The 18,664-nt window shown below is 61.8% G+C and carries 17 protein-coding genes; 8 read left to right on the top strand and 9 right to left on the bottom strand.

Features of this window, described 5'->3' with window-relative positions; translation table 11 throughout:
• Positions 1-65: 65 nt before the first annotated feature.
• From LOY50_RS05170 to cmoB, 8 genes are all read left to right on the top strand, one after another.
• Complete coding sequence (locus LOY50_RS05170) at positions 66-878, top strand: inner membrane protein YpjD (RefSeq protein ID WP_214511335.1); 813 nt, start codon at positions 66-68, stop codon at positions 876-878.
• A 12-nt stretch (positions 879-890) separates the two neighbouring features.
• Positions 891-2,132, top strand: coding sequence for an HlyC/CorC family transporter (locus LOY50_RS05165; protein ID WP_258690414.1), 1,242 nt, complete (start codon positions 891-893; stop codon positions 2,130-2,132).
• 305 nt (positions 2,133-2,437) lie between these two features.
• Positions 2,438-3,751 carry an MFS transporter gene (locus LOY50_RS05160; protein WP_258690413.1) on the top strand — a complete coding sequence of 438 codons (1,314 nt, stop codon included), beginning with the start codon at positions 2,438-2,440 and terminating at the stop codon, positions 3,749-3,751.
• 197 nt (positions 3,752-3,948) lie between these two features.
• Positions 3,949-6,363 carry an endopeptidase La gene (lon, locus tag LOY50_RS05155; protein ID WP_250886231.1) on the top strand — a complete coding sequence of 805 codons (2,415 nt, stop codon included), beginning with the start codon at positions 3,949-3,951 and terminating at the stop codon, positions 6,361-6,363.
• A 216-nt stretch (positions 6,364-6,579) separates the two neighbouring features.
• The gene (locus tag LOY50_RS05150; RefSeq protein WP_024617663.1) at positions 6,580-6,972 is read left to right on the top strand and encodes a protease inhibitor I42 family protein; all 393 of its coding nucleotides are present in this window, start codon (positions 6,580-6,582) and stop codon (positions 6,970-6,972) included.
• 2 nt (positions 6,973-6,974) lie between these two features.
• Entirely contained in the window at positions 6,975-7,610 is a 636-nt protein-coding gene (locus tag LOY50_RS05145; protein WP_258690412.1) for a lysoplasmalogenase, read from the top strand.
• Positions 7,611-7,826: 216 nt separating this feature from the next.
• A complete protein-coding gene (cmoA, locus tag LOY50_RS05140) occupies positions 7,827-8,570 on the top strand; it encodes a carboxy-S-adenosyl-L-methionine synthase CmoA (protein ID WP_018611163.1) in 744 nt (247 codons plus the stop codon).
• Entirely contained in the window at positions 8,567-9,523 is a 957-nt protein-coding gene (gene cmoB / locus LOY50_RS05135) for a tRNA 5-methoxyuridine(34)/uridine 5-oxyacetic acid(34) synthase CmoB (protein ID WP_258690411.1), read from the top strand. The genes cmoA and cmoB overlap by 4 nt, the downstream gene beginning before the upstream one ends.
• A 124-nt stretch (positions 9,524-9,647) precedes the next feature.
• On the opposite strand, the gene tadA is transcribed toward cmoB, so the two are convergent.
• The 9 genes from tadA to LOY50_RS05090 all read right to left on the bottom strand — a co-directional run bounded on the left by tadA (position 9,648) and on the right by LOY50_RS05090 (position 18,658).
• Positions 9,648-10,145: a tRNA adenosine(34) deaminase TadA gene (gene tadA, locus LOY50_RS05130; protein ID WP_258690410.1), complete on the bottom strand. Its 498-nt coding sequence runs from the start codon at positions 10,143-10,145 to the stop codon at positions 9,648-9,650.
• Positions 10,145-11,521 (bottom strand): multicopper oxidase family protein, encoded by a 1,377-nt coding sequence (locus LOY50_RS05125; RefSeq protein ID WP_253471770.1) that lies wholly within the window; start codon positions 11,519-11,521, stop codon positions 10,145-10,147. Before LOY50_RS05125 ends, tadA begins: the two co-directional genes overlap by 1 nt.
• Before the next feature lie 222 nt (positions 11,522-11,743).
• Positions 11,744-12,562, bottom strand: a complete 819-nt coding sequence (locus tag LOY50_RS05120) for a helix-turn-helix transcriptional regulator (RefSeq protein WP_214511328.1) — start codon at positions 12,560-12,562, stop codon at positions 11,744-11,746.
• Between the two features lie 5 nt (positions 12,563-12,567).
• Positions 12,568-13,107, bottom strand: coding sequence for a kinase inhibitor (locus tag LOY50_RS05115; protein WP_214511327.1), 540 nt, complete (start codon positions 13,105-13,107; stop codon positions 12,568-12,570).
• A gap of 136 nt (positions 13,108-13,243) precedes the next feature.
• Positions 13,244-13,639: a DUF6632 domain-containing protein gene (locus tag LOY50_RS05110; RefSeq protein ID WP_253471766.1), complete on the bottom strand. Its 396-nt coding sequence runs from the start codon at positions 13,637-13,639 to the stop codon at positions 13,244-13,246.
• A gap of 128 nt (positions 13,640-13,767) precedes the next feature.
• Positions 13,768-15,750, bottom strand: coding sequence for a lipopolysaccharide assembly protein LapB (locus tag LOY50_RS05105; RefSeq protein ID WP_258690409.1), 1,983 nt, complete (start codon positions 15,748-15,750; stop codon positions 13,768-13,770).
• Positions 15,751-16,071: 321 nt separating this feature from the next.
• Positions 16,072-16,596, bottom strand: a complete 525-nt coding sequence (locus LOY50_RS05100) for an AlpA family transcriptional regulator (protein WP_253471762.1) — start codon at positions 16,594-16,596, stop codon at positions 16,072-16,074.
• A gap of 4 nt (positions 16,597-16,600) precedes the next feature.
• A complete protein-coding gene (locus tag LOY50_RS05095) occupies positions 16,601-16,876 on the bottom strand; it encodes a hypothetical protein (protein WP_258690408.1) in 276 nt (91 codons plus the stop codon).
• A gap of 168 nt (positions 16,877-17,044) precedes the next feature.
• Positions 17,045-18,658: a Fic family protein gene (locus tag LOY50_RS05090; protein ID WP_258690407.1), complete on the bottom strand. Its 1,614-nt coding sequence runs from the start codon at positions 18,656-18,658 to the stop codon at positions 17,045-17,047.
• Positions 18,659-18,664: the final 6 nt, after the last annotated feature.

The following is an 18,664-nucleotide window of genomic DNA, read 5'->3' as shown; positions in this document are numbered from 1 at the left end:
GGTCTTTCGTGCGAAGGGGGTTCTATGCCAAACTCAGCGCCTTTCGGGCTTGCCTAACAGGATTTATGCTCCCCTTGTCACCCAGCTTGCTTGCCACGCTCGCCGCCGCCTGCCTTTATGCCGCTGCGACCCTCTATCAAGGCACCCGCCTGGCCACCGGCGCCAAGGCGAACAAACGCCTGCTGGTCACGCTTGGCGTACTGGCGGTGCTCGGTCACGCGACCAGCCTTTATACCCACCTGATGACGCCGATCGGCCTGGGCCTGGACTTCTTCAACGCCGCCAGCCTGATCGCCGTCGCCGTGATAGGCCTGACGCTGCTGGCCTGCTCGCGCATTCCGGTGGAAAACCTGCTGGTGCTGCTGTTCCCGCTGGGGCTGGCGACGGTGCTGCTGGCGCAATTCGCGCCGTCGGGCACGGTGCAGATCATCGACGAAGAACCGGGCATCCTTGCCCATATCCTGCTGTCGATCCTCGCCTATGGCCTGTTCACCATCGCGGTGTTCCAGGCCTTGCTGCTGCTGGTGCAGGACCACCAGCTCAAAAACAAGCACCCGTCCGGGCTGATCCGCAACTTCCCGCCGTTGCAAACCATGGAAAGCCTGTTGTTCGGCTTCCTCTGGGCCGGCTGGAGCCTGCTGTCGCTGTCGCTGATCTCCGGCTGGCTGTTCGTCGAGAACCTGTTCGCCCAGCACCTGGTGCACAAGACCCTGCTGGCCTGCCTGGCGTGGATCGTCTTCAGCGTGCTGCTGTGGGGCCGCAACCGCCTCGGCTGGCGCGGCCACAAGGCGATTCGCTGGACCCTGGCCGGTTTCTGCCTGCTGATGCTCGCGTACTTCGGCAGCAAGCTGGTCCGTGAATACATCCTGCATATCTGACGGACGGCCCTGATGGATACGTTGCCCGTAGCGCCGTTGTTCGCCGTGCTGGTGGTGCTGATCCTCTGGTCGGCCCTGTTCACCGCCATCGAAGCCGCCCAGCAGCACCTGTTGGCCCAGCGCACGGCCTCGCGCGCCAGTGACAAACCGCTGGCAACGCTGACATTCCCGCTGGCCAGCCTGATCCTGTGCAATACCCTCTGTCGCACCCTGGCCGTCGTCATCGGCACCTTGCTGGCAATTTTTACCTGGCTGGAAAACGGTCCTTGGGTAGCCTGGCTCGGCACCAGCGCCGCCCTGCTGGTGTTTGCCGACTACCTGCCGCGCACCTTGGCCACCCGCCAGCCCGAAGCGGTGCTGGCGCTGGGCAACGCCTTGCTTGGCATACCGCTGAAGATCCTCTATCCATTTGCCTGGCTGTTGAATAGTGCCAGCCAATTGTTGCTGCGCCCCTTTGCGCGCAAAGCCAGCATGGTGCAACAGAGCGACGACGAGATGCCCGCGTCACCGCGCAGCGAGCACGAAACTGAGCACAGCAGCGGCCGACTGCATCCGATTTCCGGCATCCATGCCCTGGACAACATCACCGTCAACGATATCCTCGTGCCCCGCAGCGAGGTCGACGGAATCAACCTCGACGACCCCATCGGCGAGATCATCGAACAGCTGCGCCTGAACCGTCGCACCCGCCTGCCGGTGTTCCACAGCGACATCAACCAGGTCGAAGCGGTGCTCAACACGCGCCAGATCCGTCATTTGCTGGCGGACGCGAGCCTGACCCAGGAAGCGCTACTGGCCGCCTCCCACGAGCCTTATTTCGTCCCTGAAAGCACGCCACTGCAACTGCAATTGCTGAATTTCCACAAGCAGCAGCGGCGCCTGGGAATGGTGGTGGACGAATACGGCGAAGTGCTGGGCATCGTCACCCTGGAAGACATCCTCGAAGAAATCGTCGGCGAATTCGAAAGCGAGCACAGCCTCGACAACCCCCACGTCCACCCCCAGCCCGATGGTCGCCTGATGATCGATGGCGCGGCGTCGATCCGCGAACTGAACAGGACCCTGGGCTGGCATCTGCCTAGCGACGGCCCCAAGACCCTCAACGGACTGGTGACCGAAGCCCTGGAAACCATCCCCGAAAGCCCGGTATGCCTGAAGATCGGCCGTTATCGACTGGAAATCATCGAGACCGTGGACAACCGTGTCAGCCAGGTGCTGGCGTGGCATAACAGTTCGGTGCCGGTAGTGCTCTAAACACCGCACCCGTGGCGAGGGCGCTTGCTCCCTCGCCACAAAAGCTCATCGCAAGCGCCGTTATTGTGGGCCAGCTCTCTTGTTGATTCGTTAGCCTCCTTCCTATACTCAAGCCGCTTACCCAGCCCCGCCCGAACCCCGTGCTTATCCGCACCCAGCCGGTTCCGGCCCGACCATCGGCAAAATCCGCATCAGTCCTGCGACTGTTCCTACCCGAAACAGCGAAAGGATATCCGCCCACATCCCTGGGTGTTCGACCATAATAATTCGCTCCAATGGAGCACATGACTGTCAGGGATAACTGCATGACGACCGCTACCTGCAACGAGGCTGTGTCTGCCCAGCCGACAAATTCGGCCACCCGCGTGGCCACCGCGAGTTTCATCGGCACCGCCATCGAGTTCTACGACTTCTACGTCTACGCCACGGCTGCGGCCCTGGTGATCGGGCCGGTGTTCTTCCCGCAAACCTCGGGCACAGCACAGATGCTGTCGTCCTTCCTGACGTTCGGCATCGCCTTCCTTGCCCGCCCGCTGGGCTCTGCGCTGTTCGGTCATTTCGGCGACCGGATCGGGCGCAAGTCGACGCTGGTGGCGTCCCTGCTGCTGATGGGCGTTTGCACCACCCTCATCGGCGTGCTGCCGGGCTACGCCAGCATTGGCGCCTGGGCGCCGATCCTGCTGTGCGTGCTGCGTTTCGGCCAGGGCCTGGGGTTGGGCGGTGAATGGGGCGGTGCGGCGCTGCTTGCCACCGAGAACGCGCCCAAGGGCAAGCGCGCCTGGTTCGGCATGTTCCCCCAGCTGGGGCCCTCCATCGGCTTCCTGGCGGCCAACGGGCTGTTCCTGACCCTGGCCATGACCCTTGACGACGAGCAGTTCCGCGCCTGGGGCTGGCGGATTCCGTTCCTGCTCAGTGCCGTGCTGGTGATCGTCGGCCTCTATGTGCGGCTCAAGCTCCACGAAACCCCGGTGTTCGCCAATGCCATGGCCCGCCAGGAGCGAGTGAAGGTGCCGTTGGTCGAGCTGTTCAGCCAGTACTGGGCGCCAACCTTGCTGGGCGCGGCGGCGATGGTGGTGTGTTACGCGCTGTTCTACATCTCGACGGTGTTTTCCCTGAGCTACGGCGTGTCCACACTCGGCTACAGCCGCGAGACCTTCCTGAGCCTGTTGTGCTTTGCCGTGCTGTTCATGGCCGCCGCTACGCCCCTGTCGGCCTGGGCCAGCGACCGCTACGGGCGCAAGCCGGTACTGATCGTCGGCGGCGTATTGGCGATTGCCTCGGGTTTCCTCATGGAACCCTTGTTGACCCACGGCTCGACCGGCGGCGTGGCGCTGTTCCTGTGCATCGAGCTGTTCCTGATGGGCGTGACCTTCGCCCCCATGGGCGCCCTGCTACCAGAACTGTTTCCGACCCACGTGCGCTACACCGGCGCCTCGGCGGCCTACAACCTGGGCGGCATCGTCGGCGCCTCGGCCGCGCCGTTCTTCGCCCAGAAACTGGTGGCGATGGGTGGTTTGAGTTATGTCGGGGGCTACGTTTCAACGGCCGCACTGCTTAGCGTGATCGCCGTGCTGTGCTTGAAGGAGACGCGTCATAACGACTTGAACCGGGTCGCCTGACGCGTCTCCGGCAGGCTGCGATCTTTTGAGCTTTCGCTTGAGATTCAAGCGTCAGGGGAAAGATCGCAGCCTCGCTTCGCTCGGCAGCTCCTACGGGGTAAAACCGGTCAATGAAATAACCGCTAACAATCACCCGCCATTGAAACCACCCCCCACCTGCCCCATCTAAGACCCATACCCCATTGCGCAGGTGCCCCATGAGCGACCAGCACTCTACCGAAGCCATCAACGAATACGCTGACTCCGAACACATCGAACACACCTCCTCCGGCACCGGCCTGGCCCTGCCTGGCCAGAATTTGCCGGACAAGGTCTACATCATCCCGATCCACAATCGTCCGTTCTTCCCGGCCCAGGTGCTGCCGGTCATCGTCAACGAAGAACCGTGGGCCGAGACCCTGGAGCTGGTGGCCAAGTCCGACCATCACTCCCTGGCGCTGTTCTTCATGGACTCGCCCCAGGAAGACCCGCGCCATTTCGACACCTCGAAACTGCCGCTGTACGGCACGCTGGTGAAGGTGCACCACGCCAGCCGGGAAGGCGGCAAGCTGCAATTCGTCGCCCAGGGCCTGACCCGCGTGCGTATCCGCACCTGGCTCAAGCACCATCGCCCACCGTACCTGGTGGAAGTCGAATACCCGCACCAGCCGAGCGAGCCGACCGATGAGGTCAAGGCCTACGGCATGGCGCTGATCAACGCGATCAAGGAACTGCTGCCGCTCAACCCGCTGTACAGCGAAGAGCTGAAGAACTACCTCAACCGCTTCAGCCCCAACGACCCTTCGCCGCTGACCGACTTTGCCGCTGCGCTCACCTCCGCCACCGGCAATGAGCTGCAGGAAGTGCTCGACTGCGTGCCCATGCTCAAGCGCATGGAAAAGGTCCTGCCGATGCTGCGCAAGGAAGTCGAAGTGGCGCGGTTGCAGAAAGAGATTTCCGCCGAGGTCAACAACAAGATCGGCGAACATCAGCGCGAGTTCTTCCTCAAGGAGCAGCTCAAGGTCATCCAGCAGGAGCTGGGGCTGACCAAGGACGACCGCAGCGCCGATATCGAACAGTTCGAGCAGCGGCTCGAAGGCAAGGTGCTGCCGGCCCAGGCGCAGAAGCGCATCGAAGAGGAAATGAACAAACTCTCGATCCTGGAAACCGGCTCGCCGGAATATGCCGTCACCCGCAATTACCTGGATTGGGCAACCTCGGTGCCGTGGGGCGTGTATGGCCAGGACAAGCTTGACCTCAAGCACGCGCGCAAGGTGCTCGACCAGCACCACGCCGGCCTGGACGACATCAAGGACCGCATCCTGGAGTTCCTCGCCGTCGGCGCCTACAAAGGCGAGATCAGTGGTTCCATCGTGCTGCTGGTCGGCCCGCCGGGCGTGGGCAAGACCAGCGTCGGCAAATCCATCGCCGAATCCCTGGGGCGGCCGTTCTACCGCTTCAGCCTCGGCGGCATGCGCGACGAAGCCGAGATCAAGGGCCATCGGCGCACCTACATCGGCGCGCAGCCGGGCAAGCTGGTGCAGGCGCTGAAAGATGTCGAAGTGATGAACCCGGTGATCATGCTCGACGAAATCGACAAGATGGGCCAAAGCTACCAGGGCGACCCGGCCTCGGCCCTGCTGGAGACCCTCGACCCGGAGCAGAACGTCGAATTCCTCGACCACTATCTGGACCTGCGCCTGGACCTGTCGAAAGTGCTCTTCGTCTGCACCGCCAACACCCTGGACTCGATCCCCGGTCCGCTGCTGGACCGGATGGAAGTGATCCGCCTGTCGGGCTACATCACCGAAGAAAAGGTCGCCATCGCCAAGCGTCACTTGTGGCCCAAGCAACTGGCCAAGGCCGGCGTGTCCAAGGGCAGCCTGAGTATCAACGACAGCGCGCTCAAGGCGCTGATCGACGGCTATGCCCGTGAAGCCGGGGTGCGACAGCTGGAGAAACAGCTGGGCAAACTGGTGCGCAAGGCGGTGATGAAGCTGATCGACGACCCCAAGGCCGTGATCAAGCTCGGGCCGAAAGACCTCGAAGCCTCCCTGGGTAAACCGGTGTTCCGCAACGAGCAGGTGTTGTCCGGCATCGGCGTGATCACCGGCCTGGCCTGGACCAGCATGGGCGGCGCGACCTTGCCGATCGAAGCGACGCGCATCCACACCCTCAATCGCGGCTTCAAGCTGACCGGGCAACTGGGGGACGTGATGAAGGAATCGGCGGAAATCGCCCACAGCTACGTCAGTTCGCACCTGAAGCAATTTGGCGGCGATCCGAAGTTCTTTGACGAGGCCTTCGTTCACCTGCACGTACCGGAAGGCGCCACGCCCAAGGATGGCCCGAGCGCCGGCGTGACCATGGCCAGCGCGTTGCTGTCCCTGGCCCGCAACCAGCCGCCGAAAAAAGGCGTGGCCATGACCGGCGAACTGACCCTCACCGGGCACGTCCTGCCGATTGGCGGGGTGCGCGAGAAGGTCATCGCGGCGCGGCGGCAGAAAATCAACGAACTGATCCTGCCGGAAGCCAACCGAGGCAACTTCGAAGAACTGCCGGACTACCTCAAGGAAGGTGTCACGGTGCACTTTGCCAAGCGGTTTGCGGATGTGGCGAAGGTGTTGTTCTGATGTTCCTCTAGCGCTTGTGCGGGCCCCATCGCGGGCAAGCCTTGCTCCCACAGGATTAAATGTCGCTCACAGATTTTGTGTACAACAAAGATCCATTGTGGGAGCAAGGCTTGCCCGCGATGGCGGCATCAGCAACAACATATGCCTAGCTGACACACCCAGTAGCATCTTCGGTTATGCTCGCCGTTCGTCGTGAATGCCGGAGCCACCACCCTTATGTCCCCCACCCGCCTGCTCGTCCCCCTCAGCCTCGCCCTGTTGAGCGCCTGCGCCACGCAAACCAGCAACAACGTGACCGTGGAAAAGCTGAGCCAGTGCCCGGTAAGGCTCAATAACGGGCAGAACCTGATCCTGAGCCTGCCCAGCAACCCCACTACCGGTTATCGCTGGGCGATCCAGGATTCGGCCGGTGGCGTGCTCAAAGGCTTGGGGCCGGAGGTTTATCGCAACCCGGAAGACGCCGGCATCGTCGGCGCCGCGGGCGTCTCGACCTGGCGCTTCCAGGCGTTCAGCGCCGGCACCGGGCGCTTGCGCCTGACTTATCAACAGCCCTGGGCCCCGGAAGTGCCGCCTGTAGAAACTTTCGACTGCGCCATTGCGGTGAACTGACCGTGGGCTGGCTGATCCTGGCACTGATGGGCGCAGCCACCTACCTGTACGGCCTGAGCGTGCACGCCACGCTGTTGTGCCTGCTGGTCAAGCCCATGCCGGTCCTGGCCCTGCTCGGCTGGCTGCACGATGCGCCGCCCAGTGACTATCGGCGCTGGATCAGCCTCGGGTTGATTTTTTCGCTGGTGGGTGATGTGTTGCTGGCCTGGCCGGGGGATCTGTTCGTGTTCGGCCTTGGCGCGTTTCTGCTGGCGCACCTGGCCTACCTGAAAGCCTACCTCAGCGACTGCCGCCGCCCGGCGCTGCTGCCATTGGCCCTGGCCTTGGGCATCGGTGCGGTGCTATTGGGGATCCTGGTGTCGAACGGCCTCGGGCCGTTGCTGATGCCGGTGATTGTCTACGGCCTGGCCATCAGCGCCATGCTTTGGCGAGCGTTGGCGCGGCTGGGCACCGGCGTGCCGAAACGCTCGGCCTGGCTGGCCGCCGCCGGGGCGCTGGCCTTTGTGTTCTCCGACAGCCTGATCGGCATCAACCGGTTCGTGCAGCCCTTCCATGCCGCGCCTTACTTGATCATCGTCAGTTACTGGCTGGGCCAGTGGGGGATTACGGCGTCGGCGTTTACCCAAAAGCCACACTGAACAAAGATAAATATGGGAACAAAGCTCTGTGGGAGCAAGGATCTGTGGGAGCAAGGATCTGTGGGAGCAAGGCTTGCCCGCGATGAACGATAATGTGGTCTTGCTATAGACCACGGTGCCTTTATCGCGGGCAAGCCTTGCTCCCACAAAGCTCGCTCCCACAGGTTTTTTGGTTAAAATGCCGGCCTTTTCACCACCCATGCCGCTGGAACCGCCGTGAGCAAAGATCCCGATCGCCTATTCGCCCAACCCCTGGCCCAAGTGCCGGACTTCGCCTTCAACGAGGACGTAGTGCGGGTGTTTCCGGACATGATCAAGCGTTCGGTGCCGGGTTACCCGACCATTGTCGAAAACCTCGGCGTGCTCGCCGCGCAATTCGCCCAGCCGGGTAGCGTGCTCTACGACCTGGGCTCGTCCCTGGGCGCCGTGACCCAGGCCCTGCGCCGCCACGTGCGCACCGACGGTTGCCGGGTAATCGCTGTGGATAACTCGGCGGCCATGGTCGAGCGCTGCCGCGAATACCTCAACGGCCAGGACTCGATGTTCCAGGAGCTGCTGCCGGTGGAAGTGATCGAAGGCGACATCCTCGCCCTGACGTTCCAGCCGGCCTCGGTGGTGGCACTGAACTTCACCCTGCAATTCATCGCGCCGGACCAGCGCACCGCGCTGTTGAGCCGCATCCGCCAGTCCTTGCTGCCGGGTGGCGCCCTGATCCTGTCGGAAAAGTTGCGGTTCAACGATGCCGAGGAACATGCCCTGCTCACCGACCTGCACGTGGCGTTCAAGCGCGCCAACGGCTACAGCGAGCTGGAAATTGCCCAGAAACGCAGCGCCATCGAAAACGTCATGAAGCCCGACAGCCTCGAAGAACACCGCGAACGCCTGCTGGCGGCCGGGTTCTCGAAAGTCGTGCCGTGGTTCCAGTGTCTTAACTTCGCCTCGTTGATTGCCCTGCCATGATTGATCTGTCCCCCCTCGCCCGCCATCTGGCCGGCACGCCCCTGGCCGATTGGGCCGCGACACTGCAGACGCAACTCGACAACAAGATGGAAAAGGGCCATGGCGATCTGGAGCGTTGGCAAAGCGCGCTCGATGCGCTGCCCGCCTTGCAACCCACCACGGTCGACCTGCTGAATGGTCTGACGCTCGACACCGATTGTTCCGACGAAACCCGTGCGCAAATGCGTACCGCGTTGATGGGCCTGTCGCCATGGCGCAAAGGTCCTTTCGACCTGTTTGGCGTGCACGTGGACACCGAATGGCGCTCGGACTGGAAGTGGTCACGGGTGGCCCCGCACCTGGACCTGAAAGGCAAGCGCATCCTCGATGTGGGCTGCGGCAACGGCTACTACATGTGGCGGATGCTCGGCGCCGGGGCTGACACGGTGATCGGCGTCGACCCCAACTGGCTGTTCTTCTGCCAGTTCCAGGCGGTGCAGCGCTACCTGTCGCAGCCCAACGCCTGGCATTTGCCGTTCCCCTTCGAGGCCCTGCCAGCAGAGCTGGAAGGTTTCGACACGGTTTTTTCCATGGGCGTGTTCTACCATCGTCGCTCGCCAATCGAGCACCTGCTGGCCTTGAAGGACTGCCTGGTCAAGGGCGGCGAACTGGTGCTGGAAACCCTGGTGATCGAGGGCGACGAACACCAGGTGCTGGTGCCCGAAGACCGCTACGCGCAGATGCGCAACGTGTGGTTCCTGCCGTCGGTCCCGGCCCTGGAGCGCTGGCTGCGCCGCGCCGGGTTCAGCGATGTGCGTTGCGTGGACGTGAGCCTGACCACCGTAGAGGAACAGCGCAGCACCGAGTGGATGAAGTATCAGTCGCTGAGCGACTTCCTCGATCCCGCCGACCACAGCAAAACCATCGAAGGGCTGCCGGCGCCGATGCGGGCGGTGATTGTGGCGCGTAAGTAAATCGCGCAAACACTACAACCCCCTGTGGGAGCGAGCTTGCTCGCGATAGCGGTCTGTCAGGCAACATCGCTGTTGAATGTCAGGCCGTCATCGCGAGCAAGCTCGCTCCCACAGGAGGTCGGTGTCAGTCTTGGGATTTGGCTCTTCGGGCCTTGAAGAACTCACTCAGCACGGTGCTGCATTCCTCGGCCAACACCCCGCCCTCGTACATCACCCGATGGTTCAGGAAGTCCTGGCTGAAGAACTGCCCCTGGCTCTGCACGATGCCGGCCTTGGGCTCCAGGGCGCCGTAGACGACCCGGGCGATACGCGAATGGACGATCAGGCCAGCGCACATGCTGCATGGCTCCAGCGTCACATACAGCGTGCTGCCGGGCAGGCGATAGTTGCTCACCGCCTGGGCGGCGGCGCGGATGGCGACCATTTCCGCGTGGGCACTGGGGTCGTGGCCGCTGATGGGGCAGTTGAAGCCGCGTCCGATGATCTCGCCGTCCTGCACCAGCACCGCGCCCACGGGCACTTCGCCCAGGGCTGCGCCTTGTGCGGCGAGGGCCAGGGCTTCGCGCATGAAGTCCTGGTCACGGCTACGGTCGATGATCCTGGCAGGGCGAATCTGGCGCATCAAGCCACCTCGATGGCGGCCATCAGGCCGGTTTCCATGTGGTCGATCACATGGCAGTGGAACATCCACACGCCTGGATTATCCGCCACCAGCGCCACCTGCGCCCGCTCGTTCTTGCCCAGCAGGTAAGTGTCGGTGAAATACGGCACGACCTTGTGCCGGTTCGACGCGATCACCTTGAAGCTCATGCCGTGCAGATGGATCGGGTGCTGGTACTGAGTCATGTTCTTCAATTCGAAAATGTAGCTCTGGCCTTTCTTCAGCGTGGCGATCGGCCGGTCGGCGCAGGTCTTGTCGGTGATGTCCCAGGCCTTGCCGTTGATCTGCCACAGGCTCGGCGGCTTGCCATTGTCGACATTGACCGACACCGAGCCGACCCATTCGAAATTGAAGTTGAGTTTTTCGGCATTGGCCAGGTCCGGCTCCGACACCGGGTTGGGCGGCAGCGCCGGCGGCCATTGGCTCGGCGCGTCACTGTTAGGCACCGAACGCAAGGTCCCCAGGCGCACCGGACCATTGCGCAACGACAACTCTTCGCCGGCTGGCGGTGCCTTGATCGCCAGGCAAATGCGCATGCCCGGGCCAAGCCAGTATTCCTTGCCCAACGGGCGCGGTTCGATGGGGTTGCCGTCCAGCGCATAGATCTGCGCTTCAACGCCTGGGATGTTGATGCGGTACGTCAGGGTGTTGTCCAGGTTGAGCAAGCGCACCCGGGTGATCTGCCCGGCCGGCAGGTCAATCACCGCTTGCGCCACGCCGTTGATGGTCGCCAGCCGGCCAGCCGTGCCGCCACGCGCCGCTTCACGGGGAATGCTGAACGCGACGAACTCGCCCTGCTCGTCCACATGCCAGCTCTTGAGGCTCAGGGTCTGCTCGTATTTGAAGCCGGTGGGCTCACGCTCTTCGATGATCAACGGCCCCACCAGCCCACGCCCGAGCTCTTCGCTGCTGTTGACGTGAGGGTGATACCAATAGCTGCCGGCGTCTGGCACGCGGAACTTGTAATCGAAATATTCGCCCGGCAACACCGGCAATTGCGAGACATACGGCACACCGTCCATCTCCAGCGGCAAACGGATCCCGTGCCAATGAATGGTGGTGGCGACCGGCAAGTGATTGATAAAGCGTACCCGCAACCATTCGCCCTGGCGCACCCGCAGCTCGGTGCCCGGCGCCGAGGGGCCAAACGCCCAGGCCTGGGTCTTGTGCCCGGCCACCAGCTCGACGTCCAGCGGTGCGGCGATCAATTCATAGTCGTGACCGGCATCGGCATCGGCGCGCTTGCCCAGCCAGTACCGCGACGCACCTCCCGCACCCACGCCAACGACAACAAGACCGGCCAGGCCACCGAGTATTTGGCGACGGGTAAAGGACATGAACGCAACCACCTATTGAATCCGCGGCGAACCGTTGGGCCCGCAAAAGGCGAATACGATACACCCGCAGATGAGAAACGGTAAGGGCTGCAAAAATGAAAAAACCTATAGAAATTATCCACAGGTCTTCTCAGCCCCCATCAGCTCAACTTTCAGGGTTTCGACATCCAAGGCGCTTAATGTTGATGCCGTCCAGTGTTCCAAGGGTGACCTCGGGAAAGCTTAGATTCCTTCCCGCAATTCACGTGGCGACAGCCCATAGCGTGAGCGGAAGCGCACTGCAAAACGTGAGGCCGAGGCGTAACCACAGGTCCCGGCAATTTCACCGATGGGGCGAGAAGTGGTCTGCAGCCATTGCAACGCGGTCGCCAATCGAACGCCCTCCAGAATATTGCGGAAACTGTTCCCCTCATTCGTTAATTGGCGACGCAACGTCGACTCCCCCAGGTTCAGGTGCTGTGCGACGTCCGCCACCGTCCAGTCTCTCTGCGGGCTGCCCATTACCAGCTGCTGCACACGCTCACAAAGTGGATCGTCGCGCCCCATCAGCAAGGGCCCGAGCTGGCCGCCAAGGCACAGGCCCAGGAGGACCGCTTCCCCATAATGTGTGCGTAATACCTGAGGGGCGTCGTCCCTGATGGCAGTCAGCAACTGATCCCATGCCTGTGTCGTGTGCCTGTCCAGGCGGACGCATAAATCATTCTTCAGTACACCCCGACGGCTCATGATCTGCTGGCTATAACGGGTACTGAAGCTGCGCAATGTCGAGACGGGAAAGGTCACCGCATCGGCGATGTAGTGGCCGTGGGGGCCGGGCAAGTTTGAGAGACCCAACTCGCGCCCGGCCGGCATCAGTATCAGATGTTGCGGCCCGGCGCGCATCTCCCGGCCATCCCACTGCAACAACTTTTCCCCTTGGCGTACTCGACACAAAGTCGTCACGAACACCGGCACCCTTGACAAGGTCAGGGGCTGGCGCGCCCGAATGACACACGCATCGATAATGTTTTCCCGGTGCTGTATGCCCTCACAAGGGTGCATCGTGCTTAACGTCCGTAAGTTGAAGTAATGGTCGCTTTGGCCAAGGCGTTGGCATTGAGCATGTACCCTACCAAGGCCCCGCTGGCTTGGTTGTCGAGCGCTAGCTTATCGACTTTCAATGCCCATACGGTGAATTGATAGCGATGGGGTTTATCCCCAACTGGAGGACAGGCGCCGCCAAACTCGGATTGACCAAAGTCGGTTCGCCCTTGAACTGCACCGGCAGGCAAACTCGGCCCTGCCCCACTTGGCAGGCTGTGGATAGAAGCGGGCAGGTTAAAGACCGTCCAATGCCACCAACCGCTGCCCGTCGGCGCATCGGGATCGTAGACCGTGATCGCGTAGCTTTTAGTGCCGGTGGGGGCGTTTATCCAGGAAAGCTGCGGCGAGGTGTTGCCGCCTTCGCAACCGAAGCCTTGGAACACTTCCCGCTGGGTCAATGGGCGATTGTCAGCAATGTCCTGGCTGGTCAGTGAAAAGTCGGCCGCGTAGCCACTGAATGCCACAGCCATGGAAAGTGCAGGCAGGATTGATCTGATGTTCATCGCGACTCCGTTTGAGGCTGAAAATGAAGCCAGAGTCTAGGTTGAACGCCAAATGGTCAGTGTGCCGAAACGCTCGACAATTGTGCCGAAATGCTCGAGATCCGGAGGGGAGCACCATCACCGCCACTCGAGGCAGCTAGCGCGTAGGGCTACCACGTGGAATGAAAAAAGCCAGCGCCGCCGCGACGATGAACAGCGCCAGCACATCGCCGAGTAAATGCCCCATATGCCGGGTCCCATCCATCTCGACGTCGAAGGACTGCACGGCCATGATCGCGCCGTGCACGATACTCGACCACACGGTGAACCAGATCAGGCTCAGGTGTTTCATCGGATCGCGCGACGCCATCAGCAGGAACACACCGAGGGTGGCGTAGATTCCGACAATCATCAACGGATAGTGGGAATGCCCGCTGTGCCACGCCCAGCCAGACGGCCACAGGTTCATCAGCGGCCAGATCGCGAAGACGGCGATCAGGCCGACAACGATCAAAACCATGCGCAAGGCGGCGAGTCGTTGGGTATCGTTCATGGCTGGCTCCTTGTTGCGGCGCGACTGTCGCCGTAATGGGTGCCCGGAGTATAGAACGCGCCTGGAACGCACACCGGCCAGCCCATGCCGTCAGTCGCCTGGGCCGTCTCCAAGCGACTTGTCGATCATTAAGCCTCGCTCACCCGCTCCAGCCAGGCCTTGTGCGCAGCACTGGTATCCTCAGGCAGGTGGCGCAGGTAAGCCTGTAGCTCCGCCTGCATACCGAACACCTTCCATATCAACGGCGCCAAGCGCGATGCAGGGTTGCCCGCCTGCTCCAACTCGCGCAGCCACTGCAGGCTGCGCTCCTTGTATTCGGCGAGTACGTCCGACTGGTAATCGTGGGCCTTGCCCAACCCGGAGATGTACATCAGCTTGGCGACTTCCACCGTGGGCCAATGAAGGGCCATGTTCAGCGGCCAGTCGAGCATGGCACGCTCCCCCCACATCGCGGATTTAGGCATGCGCCCGTTCGCCAGCAGCGTCAACATGAAGGCCTGGCCCAGCTCGGTCAGGTAGACCGGCAGGGCTTCGGCGGTGGGATGCAGGTAGAACGAATCCACGGGCGTCTCGCGCCTCAGGCCAATGCGGGCAAGCAAGCGCTGCTCAAGGTCGAGTACCAGAGCGCCGATGCCGGCCTTCACCGCGCTGCCGCTTTCGGTAGTTTGCCGGGAGCGGGTCGCGCAGTCCCAGAGGCTCAGGGAAAGCTGCCATTGGGCTTGATCACCATCGCCCGAACAGCCGATCTCGCCGGTGATGAAGGACTTCATCGTCGGCGGCACGATATCGAAAAGTGCTTGGCCGTCGGCTTCGCTCCCGGATAACACCGGGCCGCCGCCTTCCACGATTTGGATATAACACGTGCCTACATGGTCGCTCCAGTAGTGCACGGCTTCGGCCAGGTATAGAGGAATCGCGCGCGAGAAGCGCCCCAGTTCATCCTCCCGTTGCGACTCGGCGCGTTCTACCTCGTCTGTGCTTTTGGACAATGCGAAGAAACCGATTTCCGATGCCCCTTCCGGTTTCTGCGCGAAGAACCAGTCGGCGTTGCGCAAACCGTAGTGCCAGATCGGCTGGCTCAATGCCAACGTCGCGAACTGCAGGTTTTCAGGATCCACCGGCACGCCTTGGGCGCCCTGCTTGTGCATTTGCTGGAAGGCTTGGGCAAACTGGTCGAGCTGGCTTTTGATCGGCGCAAAACCCAGGGCATACAGGCGAGCGAGCAGCGCCTCGCCTTCGGCCGCTTGGCCAAGCTCCTGATAGGCGCGCAGCAAGTTGATACCGGCCATGGGGTCGTGTTTGTGCTCATCGTAGACGGGCTCGACCAACTCGATGATCAGTGGAATCTGGCCGTTGTTACCCAAGTCGCCCGAGATCATCATCAGCGCGCTGCCGTCGAACGTACCCGCCGTCAGCACCTGCGTGTAAAACCCGCGTGCCGACTCGACGTCTTTCTGTTCCAGGCAATGACGCGCCAACCACAAGGGCGCACGCCAACTGCCGGGCAACGCAGCCACGGTACGCAGCGCCTCGACATAACCCGCCTCGCCGGCCCTTTCCCGCTGAATGGCCGCCCACCACAGCAGGCCATTCTCTTGATTCGGGTCAGCCTGGATCGCGTGCCAAAGCGTTTCATCGGCAAGCGCCGGTTCACCTCGCTCGCTGAAGACCTTGGCCAGGTTGGTCAGCAAGGTGCCTGTCGCGCCCACTTTCGCCATCCCCGTGCGCAGCGCGTTTTCGGCGGCATCGAGTTGACCGTTCTCCAGCAGCACAATGCCCTGGATGACATGGCTGCGCTCGGGATTGCTGTCGATCTCGACCAGTTGTGCCGCGGCCGGAATCAAGTCAGCGACAAAGCCATCATTCAAACCCGAGATAATCAGGCTGTAGAGCTCGTCGGCAGAATTCCATTTCTCTCGCAGGTTTGGCAGGAAGACATTGTTGCGCCACTCGTTGCGGGTGATCTGCATCTCACGACCGTAGCTGTCGTAGACCGTAATCAATTCACCCTCGTCCGGCTGAGGCGGCGGCGCGTCAGTGTGCGCAGAAGAAACCGGTGTCGACGTGCTGGATTTCTTGCCGCTCAGAGCGGACAGGATGCGTTTGAACATAAGGGCAGTGACACCGTTTCTGAGTTTGTCGGCACGGTGTTCTTGGGATGGAAGTTTGCAGTCTTGTTGTGAGCGGCCGACAGCTTTGCGCATTCACTTGCAGAGAGCGACGGACAAACGTGGACAAGCCAAGAGCAACGGTGGAGAGGTTGGCATTTAAGCACAACTTCCTAATGCCTAAGCCAGCCTTTTGGCATGGGCTAAAACCCTTTCCTACGGTCGTCCGAACCTAGTACTGCACGCTAGTGGGCGCAGGTCAGTGCTGGGGGGTTAATCACTCCCATGTTATCGAAACCCCACTTCAGCGACTCCCCAACACTGTCATCCAACCAAAGCGTCCCACTCTTCGCAAGCCATACCAGGCAACCGTCGGCCTTCTTTAGCAACGTTGACCTGCAGCGCCACCTGGGCCACATCCAACACGTCCTTGGTAAGCGAATAGCTGCCCCTGGCCTGCAGCCAACCCAGAACGTCTGCCAAATGCCAGATAGATGTACTGCCCTCATGCACCGGCGTCGGGAAGCTGCCTGGATGAGCCAACATCAGCTTGCGCATGTTCTGCCGAGACACACCTACGATCTCAGCAACGTCGGTCAGCCCGACCAAATCAGGCGCAACCTCGATCAATTTGGCCGACGGCACCGCGCGATGGACGTCGGCCAGAGCGCTAAGCACTGCCTTGACCGCATCAGGCGCCTCGCGAGTGAACTCAAGCGCCAGACGCCCCGGCTGCCCGATACCGACCAGGGCGTCGTCGCAGCCCGCTTCTCCCAGCCGCTCGACCAGTTCATCCATGGCACAACCGTCGTCAGCAAGCTGATATTTCAAGGTAAAAATATATTCCATTGTTCTATTCCTCAGCATCGCCATCAACGTCGTGTCGGTTGCGATGCGCAGTGCAATTGTCCACAACGCGTCGCAAGGCTCGCGCATGGTTGCCAGGGCTCTTCGGCGTGCTCCATATCGAAGTGATACAGAACTCGCCACAACGGCATTCCACCTCTTTGTACGGGCAATAAACCCGCCCCCAGGCGTGACTGCCGCCAACGTCTACGCGCCACCCTTGCCCTTCGGCATACCTAAGCGTTTCTTCAATTTCTTTCTTCGGATGCGTTGGACGAATCATCCGTGATCTCCAGTATTCGCACGACCAGTAAGGTTGTCAAATGACAACCGCACTAATTTCGAATGGCCGCACTATCCGCAGGCCATACCGTTCGATGATAAGCGTGTCTCGGTGCCCGCTGAGACGGCAATCGTAGCGAAAGGTGACGGGGAAGCTGCATGAAGGGCTTCAGCGGTCGACGGGCTTTCCCGGGCGATATCGATCAATCACGCCAGCACCCACTCCACCGTCCTCCGCAAACGCCCGCGAGACGACATCAACGATTTCGGCCCACACCCCGACCTGTTGCAGCACGGGCATTTCCTTGGCAAGCACATTGCTCAACTCACCGCGATTTTGCTCGATTGAGCGCAGCACCCGATCTGCCTGTTGATCGGGCATCTCGACCACCTCCTTCAGCATCGCGCGCGCGCGCGTGTGGCTGCGCAGGTAACGAGACTCTTCGCGCATCTGCTCGGTCAACGTCCGGCCAATGATATTGGCCAGGAACACGGTATGAGGTCCGAGGTCCGGATAACGCCACAGCGGGCGGGCCTGGTCAGCGCCCTGAAAAGAGAAGTTCGACACGACACCATCTGGATAGGTCGTCTGCCGGGGCTCGAAGACTACTCGCTCGCGTACGGCCTGCATCAGCGGCCTGGACACCTGGTCCAGCACTCGGTCGTAGCCGCGACGCTCGCCCGCATCATCTGTAATAACCGCTGAGATCGGCAGAATCACAGGATCCGGGATCACGCCGTCGCGTCGCAGTACGTCGTTGACCAAAAACCGGTGTACACGGCCGTTACCATCAGCGAGTGGGTGGATATAGACGAAACCAAAGGCTGCAACGGCGCTGCGCATCACCGACGACTGGCCTTGCGTCCTTTCGAGGAACACCCTAAGCCCTTCAAGCATCGCACCGATCTCATCGGCCGCAGGGGCGACGTAATGTACGACCTCCTGGTAGCGCACCGTTTCACCGACAAAAACCGGTGACTGGCGCACGCCGAAGTGGGTGATCGTCGTCCGATCACCGAGAATTTCCTGCTGCAACTCTGCCAGTGCGGCATTGCTCAACGGGACCGTACCCTGCCCTGTACGACGAGCCATCACGTCCGCAAAGCGTTGCACCCGCCCTACCCGGTCGGCCTCGCCTTCGATGGCGAAGCTGGCCTTGCTCTCGCGTAACGTCATCCAGACCGCCGACCGCATCAGCAGATCCTCGCCGAACTCGTCCGTCAGTTCACCGAACAAGCGTGGGACGTCCAGTCCGACCGCACGCATTACCGCCTCGGTCTTGATCACGCAGGGGCAGAATTCGCGCGTGCCGGGCAGGTTGTCATTTACCCGCCAGCGCTGCACCTTCACCACCTGGTCGCGGGATGCCGACACCAGCTTGGCTTCGTCAATCGCATCGACGTAATTGCCACCCAGGCGTTCGGGCACGACCAAAGTGTTTCCGGTCAGCCATTCATACAGAAACGCAGCACGACGCGCATACTGCCCAGTCGGCTCGACCGCAATCCAGTCTTGGACGAAACCAGGCCCCGTATTCTCGAACAGACGGGCAAGGAACTCCAGATGGGGGACTTCATGACGCAGATGGAACTGCAGATGCGCGGCAGGCTCCTTATTCGGTCGCATCGCCTCCGTGTAGGTTTCCAGACGGAAGCCGTCGTTGACTTGAGTTGCGCGTCGCCCGCCCACTTGGCTCGTCACGGGTAGCCGCCCCAGAGGCTGTACGCCATAGGTTTGGGCCAGCCAGGCGGCGCCTATCGGGTCTGCGGGCAAATCGGTCATAAAGGG

Origin of the sequence: Pseudomonas sp. B21-010 (assembly GCF_024749325.1) — a bacterium.
GTDB classification, from domain to species: Bacteria; Pseudomonadota; Gammaproteobacteria; order Pseudomonadales; family Pseudomonadaceae; genus Aquipseudomonas; species Aquipseudomonas kilonensis.
The sequence above is the reverse complement of the archived record's forward strand: the minus strand, read 5'-3'. Positions and strand labels throughout refer to the sequence as shown.